The organism is Chryseobacterium sp. (assembly GCF_022712095.1).
Lineage (GTDB): Bacteria > Bacteroidota > Bacteroidia > Flavobacteriales > Weeksellaceae > Chryseobacterium.
The window spans coordinates 1-3,127 of sequence record NZ_JALAHD010000067.1 but is presented as its reverse complement, the minus strand read 5'-3'; the positions used below and the strand labels follow the sequence as shown (position 1 = coordinate 3,127).

At 33.9% G+C, this 3,127-nt stretch carries 2 protein-coding genes; both read left to right on the top strand.

Going from position 1 to position 3,127, the window contains the following annotated elements:
- The first annotated feature begins 91 nt into the window (after window positions 1-91).
- Window positions 92-1,756 carry a hypothetical protein gene (locus tag Q0A18_RS03150; RefSeq protein ID WP_292008717.1) on the top strand — a complete coding sequence of 555 codons (1,665 nt, stop codon included), beginning with the start codon at window positions 92-94 and terminating at the stop codon, window positions 1,754-1,756.
- 15 nt (window positions 1,757-1,771) lie between these two features.
- A partial coding sequence (locus Q0A18_RS03145) for a DUF2142 domain-containing protein (protein WP_292008716.1) occupies window positions 1,772-3,127 on the top strand: 1,356 nt, incomplete at its 3' end.

The window sequence follows — 3,127 nt, the reverse complement described above, 5'->3', positions numbered from 1 at the left end:
CTCTATAGAATTGATTTTATAGGTAAAATAGTACATTTTATTCGAAAAAAGAAGAGCAATTTTTAATTTATAGAAAAGAAATATTAATAAAATGAAATATAAAGGTTATTTAAAAATAATTGCCATACTTTTATGCAGCATTCTGCTTTACTGTGTTCGGGAAGAAGTGGTATCAGCAGATTCAGAGATGCTTACCGTTCGATTGCATTCTACACAAAGCGGTATTCCTAACAGGGGGGCCGTTTATACTGCAAGAAATTTAGATGGGGCATACCGAAAAATAATGACAGGAGATATTACAAGTACTGATTTTCTTTCTCCAGAATGGAAGCAAATTCAGAGCAACATGTTGACCTCCACATCAGAAAACACAAAACTTGACCCGTCAATTATCCATCTACCCAATGGATTGCAGTTTGGGCCAGGCTTAAAACATAGTCCTCAAGAAACAATGCTAATATTAGAGGCCGTTTTACGTGCAGGTGGTATCCCCATGCTAATGGATATTAATGGCACAACGGAGGGTATTTTCTTCCATCAACCTGAAGCCGAAAAGATGGGTAATACTTTTACGAATGCACAAGGAAATTCAGAAGCTGTGGTAAATAAGGGAATTACAGCAATAATGTCAGGAAGCGGTAATTTTCAAAAATTGGTGACAATAACAGAGGAAAATCAACAAATAGAGCTTGATACAGATAATTTAGATAATCGTTTAGAGATTTCAGTAGATGATCAGAGTGATGCGGCACTCACAGATTTTAAAAGATATATTGTTGACTCAGCCTCTCCAATTACTTTTCACTTAAAAGTAAGTAAGGATTTCAATAAGCTTGGGGGGGAATTACTTTTATCGTCAAGCACCAATCTAGCGATTAGTTCGGTTAAAGCACTAGGGGATGCTGAGGTAGGTGTGACTAAAGATGAGGAGAATCAAGCTGTCCCAAACCCAAATTACCAAATCGCATTACCTACATTGAATCAAGATTTAACTCTAGAAATTATCGCTTCTATTTTACCACTCAATATTGATGGGACAACAAGTGGAAATGCATCTTTATCAGTGTCAGGTGTTGATGATAATCAGGGGGGAGTATCTGCAAAATCTCCAGTTCTTGTTCTTTCGGGTATTAACTTTGCAATGACAGAAAGTAAAACTAACAAACTTGCAACAGGTGGAGAGTATTTACTTGGAAAGCAAATCGGAAAAAACTATCAACTCTACTCTGCGCAAAAGGGCTGGATTACTGTTTCTTCCCTAAATAATATTGACAACAGTCAGTTCACGATTCTAAAAGGAGGTTATAAGTATTCCATAGGCAGTTTGGATCCTGTACCTATCCCTCCTGCTTTAAACCGTTTTAATTATAATGTACAGACCAACAATAAATTAAACCAGTCTTTAATTCAAATTGTTGGTCTTGCGAAGGGGAATGAATATTTTCTCTATCCTATTAAGGCAATTGATGGACATAGTCTGGATAAAGGTTTGATCCAATTTTCTATATTTAGTAATTTTGAAATTGGAAGAAATAAGTCACTCGTGAGTCAAAATTCTTTAAATACTTCACAAAATCAAAATTTTACTATCAATACTACGATTCCTGACTTCTTGACAGGTGTAAATGAATATAATGTTCTAACTGAGAAAGGTATTAAAGAATCGCCAGATGTTTCTAAGAAAGTAATAATACCTATCGTCCTATTCTGTATAGTAATCTTCGTGGTTGCAGTTTTATTAATAAAGTTTATGTGAGGAGAGATGTCAAATATGAAAAAAATATTTTCCACAGAAGAAACTATTGAAAAGCATCTTCATAAGATTTATCTAGTCCTTGCTCTTTTTATAGGAACGATGTTATCACTTGCTATGCCCCTGTTTAATGAGCCAGATGGGCAATATCATTATACGGTTAGTACAAATATGGTAGGGTTATCCAATGATCTTTCAGCTTATGGAGAACCAAATATAGGTTCGGGAATGTTTAGACAAGTTCCTAACTATCAATCAGGGACGTTCTTTGAAAAATATTTCAAGAGTGAAATAAAAGAAATGCCTATGGAAGATTTGCCTAGGGCAGCTTTTATTCCACCCAAAACGTCCTATAATTATTGGGGGCACTTACTTCCAGCTATTGGTGTTAAGTTAGGTCATACAATATATCCATCCATAGGAGTAATGATTGTCATTGCAAGATTACTATCTAGCTTCATCTGTGCAATACTTATGTTTTTAATTATTAAATGGGTTAAAGCAGGGAAACTTTTATTTACAGTTGTGTCTTTAAGTCCCGTTATAACAAATACATTTGCTAGTCTGTCTTATGATTCCTTGACTTATATAATAGCAGCGTTTACGGTTGCATTTACGATTAATATTCTTATAACACGTCAAATAAGGGTACGTGAGTTAGTACTCTTAGGATTATTATTTATTCTTTTAATATTTGGAGCGAAAACAAATATTAAACTACTAATGGTCTTGCCAGCCTTTGTGATGCTATTTATTTATTTGTCCAAAAAATCGCATACTTCTCATTTGGGACAGTTTATAGATAAAATCAAATTCTATAATATTACAAAATGGAAATTTTCACTTATTACTTTAATTATTGGGAGTGGTTTTCTAGGAACTATATTCATAATAAAGCCAACAATTGCATATAGTTTATATCGGATAAGTGTGAGTTACTGGATAAATACGAGTTCAGGTATAAAAGGCTCGAATATTAGTGTATTTCATTCCTTGTTAGCAGCTCCTTATGCTAATTTTAATAATCTCCCATACTGGATTTCAGCTGTATGGCTTATATTATTAATTATGGTTCTGATTGCTGAGAAGAGTTATGTAAAATCTCTCCTAATCTCATGCTTTTCATTTGTATTGTTTTTTGCAGGAGTAGTAGCAGTTCTTTACTCTTTTGGAACTCAACCTACAGTCTCTGACTCCGTAGGAGTTTACAGGTTTATAGGATCGGTAGAGGGTGTGCAAGGAAGATACTTTACCCCTACTCTTCTATTATTATCACTAGTTATTGGTAATGAAAACTTCCAATTAAGAATAAGACCTTATCGCTTAACAGTTATTATTTCTATTGCTGTTATTATTATAACGAATATTATGCTT